The organism is Chryseobacterium contaminans, from assembly GCF_001684955.1.
Classification (GTDB): Bacteria; Bacteroidota; Bacteroidia; order Flavobacteriales; family Weeksellaceae; genus Chryseobacterium; species Chryseobacterium contaminans.
This window is the reverse complement of sequence record NZ_MAYF01000148.1, coordinates 1-4,242: the sequence shown is the minus strand read 5'-3', so window position 1 is coordinate 4,242 and position 4,242 is coordinate 1. Positions and strand designations below refer to the sequence as shown.

Annotated in this window: 2 protein-coding genes; one reads left to right on the top strand and one right to left on the bottom strand. The window is 30.0% G+C overall.

The annotated features are described in order from the left end of the window. Positions 1-1,573 precede the first annotated feature (1,573 nt). Entirely contained in the window at positions 1,574-2,764 is a 1,191-nt protein-coding gene (locus BBH99_RS10100) for a phosphoglycerate kinase (RefSeq protein ID WP_066695167.1), read from the bottom strand. 642 nt (positions 2,765-3,406) lie between these two features. Here BBH99_RS10100 and rpiB point away from each other — a divergent pair. After that, a complete protein-coding gene (gene rpiB, locus BBH99_RS10095; RefSeq protein ID WP_066695165.1) occupies positions 3,407-3,841 on the top strand; it encodes a ribose 5-phosphate isomerase B in 435 nt (144 codons plus the stop codon). Positions 3,842-4,242: the final 401 nt, after the last annotated feature.

Sequence of the window (4,242 nt, the reverse complement as noted above, 5' to 3'; positions counted from 1 at the left end):
TTAAATAATTCAATGGATTTATTTTTTCACTCCCCTACCCCACTTTCATAGTTCTATCATTTCTTTAATGAGTTAAACTAAATCTTAGCACCCTTTGAAACTCAAAAAATATTTTAATATATGTAAGTATTAAAAAAAGTTTGAAATTGTAAAAACAAAAGCAAATTCTTTAAAAAACACGCCATTTCAGTCATTATTTTCATTTTATATATAAATCCTTAAAGAATTTTAGTTTTTCGATTTTTAAGCCATTTATGAAAGTCAATTTTTAAGGGTTTATAAAAAATAAACAGAAAACCAATCTTGACATTCTTCGAAAAATACTTGCATTTTGAAGAGCAAAAAAATTGTAATCAAAAATTAAATCCTTATAAGCTCAAAAAATTAATCAGAAAAAACTTATCTCATAGCAGCAAAAAATTCACTGATTAAGAAAATTAGAATTTTAATATTCAGAAATCTTAAAATTAAAAGGAGTCATATTAAAACTACTGCACATGAAATCTAAGATTTTTATATTCTTTATACCTATTAAAGAGACTAAAAAACAACTCAAGCGAAGTAAACTATTAGTAAAAATCAATATATAAAAAGTTTAAATACTGATTATAAGTAATATATAACCAAAATTTAAGGACAAGAAATAAAAATGGGTATTTATAAATATTTTTTTACGAAACTTTCAAAAAAGTGGAGTAAAAATAGTTACAAGAATAAAGTTTAAATAATGATAATCAATATATTATAAAGACGTTTAATCTACATAAATTAATTAAAAGATTTTTTTTTATAAAAAAGTAAAACATATTAATAATCAATGCACTAAGTAATTATTAATTCTATAATAGGTTTCTTTAAATATGTTTTCAAAATTAACATTCAAAGTCTTTACGAACCTGAAAAATGAGTGCAAAGGAAAAATCAAGAAAATACAGGTATGTTTATACTTTCACGGCTCCTACTCTTTTCATAGAAAATTTGAAATACGAGCATATCCCAATATTTAATCGCTCATTAAAATTAGTCCAAAAAAGTTTAGCAAAAAGAAAACTAATATATGACTTCAAAAGTCACGTGAGTTTTTCTAAAATAAAATCATAATTGTTCTCTAAAAAAATTCAAAGCCTGAACTTTTCAAAAAAGCTAAGACATTTTAGTCATAATTTCAATATTAATCCATGTCTTCTATTCTTAAATTTTAGATTAAAAAACATAAAATATAAAGAGAAAATCTATGTCCTAACTATAAAAATATTCTTCAGAAAGCTATAAAATAAACTACTTTATAAAAGCTAAAAACCGGTTTTTGTATTACAAGAAAATTATAAAATTCAAACAAAATGATAAGAAAAAAGCTCTTTAATTCTTAATATAAAATTCAATTTTACCCACCTCAATCGATGTAAAAACATAACAAACAGAAAATCAAAATGTCTCCAATCAATATAACCTTAAGTTATATCAAAAGATATTAATTTACCTGATCAATTCAGGATTTATCAATGAAAATATAAGCCCAAAAAAGCCTGCTAATAATATTAGCAGGCTTCAAAATATTGAATTTTATTCTCTATTAATTGTTGATTGCAGCTACTCCTGGAAGCTCAAGTCCTTCAAGACTTTCAAGCATTGCCCCTCCACCAGTAGAAACATAACTTACTTTATCAGCATACCCGAATTGCTTCACGAAAGCAACACTGTCACCCCCTCCTACTAAAGAGAAAGCACCCAATCTTGTTGCTTCAGCAATACTATCTCCAAGAGCAATAGTACCACCAGCAAAGTTTGACATTTCAAAAACACCAATAGGTCCATTCCAAAGAATCGTTCTTGAATTTAAAAGCACATCATTGAACTGGTCTCTTGATTTATTACCAGCATCCAATCCCATCCATCCTTCAGGAATAGCATAGATATCTACCTCCTTTCTTTCAACATCATTACTGAAACTTTCAGCGATGATCGCATCAGATGGTAAGTATACTTTTACCTTATGTTCTTTAGCTTTTGCTAAAATTTCCAAAGCCAAAGGAAGCTTGTCATCTTCTACCAATGAGTTTCCGATTTTCCCTCCTAATGCTTTAATAAATGTGAAAGCCATTCCTCCTCCGATAATCAGATTGTCTACTGCAGGAAGAATATTTTCTATAATAGTAATTTTAGTTGAAACTTTGGATCCACCCAGGATTGCCGTCACTGGTTTCTCTCCGCTTTTCAAAACTTTATCGATCGCCTGAAGTTCTTTAGCCATCAGTAAACCGAAAAATTTAGTTGATGGAAAGAATTTTGCAATAACCGCTGTAGAAGCATGAGCTCTGTGTGCTGTTCCGAAAGCATCGTTTACATAAGCATCTCCTAATTTGGAAAGTTGCTCAGCAAAACTTTCATCTCCTTTTTCTTCTTCATTATGAAAACGAACATTCTCCAGCAATAAAATCTCACCCGGCTTCAAATCTGCAGCAGCCTGCTCAGCTTTCTCCCCGATGCATTCATCAACGAATTTCACTTCCTGTCCCAGAACATTTGAAACTTCACCAATAATATGTTTTAGAGAAAACTCGTCTTTCACCTCTCCTTTCGGTCTTCCAAGGTGTGTCATTAAAATAACAGAACCGCCATCCTTAAGGATTTTTTCCACGGTTGGTTTCACTGCAACAATTCTGGTATTGTCAGTCACTTTCAACTGATCATCCTGTGGAACATTGAAGTCAACTCTTACAAGAGCTTTCTTATCTTTAAAATTGAAGTCGTTAATTGTTTTCATTTTTATATTCAGATTTTTTCTAAAATTTCATGACCTCCCTTTCCGGCCCAGGTTAAGTTTCAACAAATTCCGGCAAGGACAAGTCCATCAATTTCTTTGATTTTTCGTTTCACAAATGTAAGGTTTTAAACTTTTTCAACAGATTGATCGAAATAAAAGTTTTCAAAAACTTTCCCCGAAGCCAATCACCCATTAATCAACAAATCTTTTCTCTTTATAAAAAAAAATAATGTAGTTGTTGTTATGTATTGTTAGTAACGGGGATAAGTTTTAGGCATAAAGTTTATAATACTCAACTGGTACATAATTCATAAATAACTCACAATATAAATCTCTGTAAACCTGTATATTCACACACTTATTCACAATTGTTGATAACTTTGCCAGCAAAGCATTATTAGTTATTTTATTATGGAAAAACCTGGGGATAGCTTGAGAAAAGATCTGGAAAGTTGTGGGAAAAACTTTCACAAAGATTTTCTATTACGAAATAATTTCATCTTTGAAAATAGAAAGTTGAAAAAAGTTTTCCACAGTTATTAACATAGCTTTTCACAATTAACTCACGGTTTACTAACACGAATTGTTATTATTCTTACCTTTGTAAGGAAATAAAATCTAAAAAAGCTTAATAAGAGTATTATGAAAAGAAAAATTGCTATCGCAGCAGACCATGCAGGCTATGAATATAAGGAGATTGTTAAAAACTATCTTTCAGAAAAGTTTGAGGTTCAGGATTTTGGAACGTTTTCCACAAACAGTGTGGATTATCCAGACTTTGTTCACCCTGCTGCAACCTCTGTGGAAAACGGAGAAAATGAGTTGGGAATTTTGATCTGTGGAAGCGGAAACGGGGTTCAGATCACTGCAAACAAACATCAAAAGATCAGATGTGCACTTTGCTGGATGCCGGAGATTGCAACCCTGGCAAGACAGCATAATGATGCCAACATGATTTCTATGCCGGCAAGGTTTATATCCAAAGAACTGGCGATTGAAATTGTTGACAAATTTCTTTCTACAGAATTTGAAGGTGGAAGACATCAGAACAGAGTTGATAAGATTGCTGTTTGCTAAATATACTGAGGCCTGTAATTTTGATTGCAGGCCTTATTTATTTTTTATTTGTACATTTGCAGTGTTCAATAGAAATAAAATTCTATACTTCTCCTGAACCTTTGTAATATTTAAAAGATATTTTATAGAAGGTTTTTCTCTTTTCTTCTCCAGATTTGTAGTAAATTTATACAAAACTAAAGCTTCCGTTATAAAGTAGATTTAGATAAAACAATATTTAATTAAACATTAAGGTTTGATAAAAATAAAGTATCTGTGGTTTCATTTTTTATGATAATTGTTTTAACCCGCAGGAAACAAAAAATCATACTGTTTGAAAAGCACCAAAAGAACTTTGTTAAAAAACATACATAATAATATAGAAGATATTCAAAGTCCTGACATAGATTTTATAGCTTTGT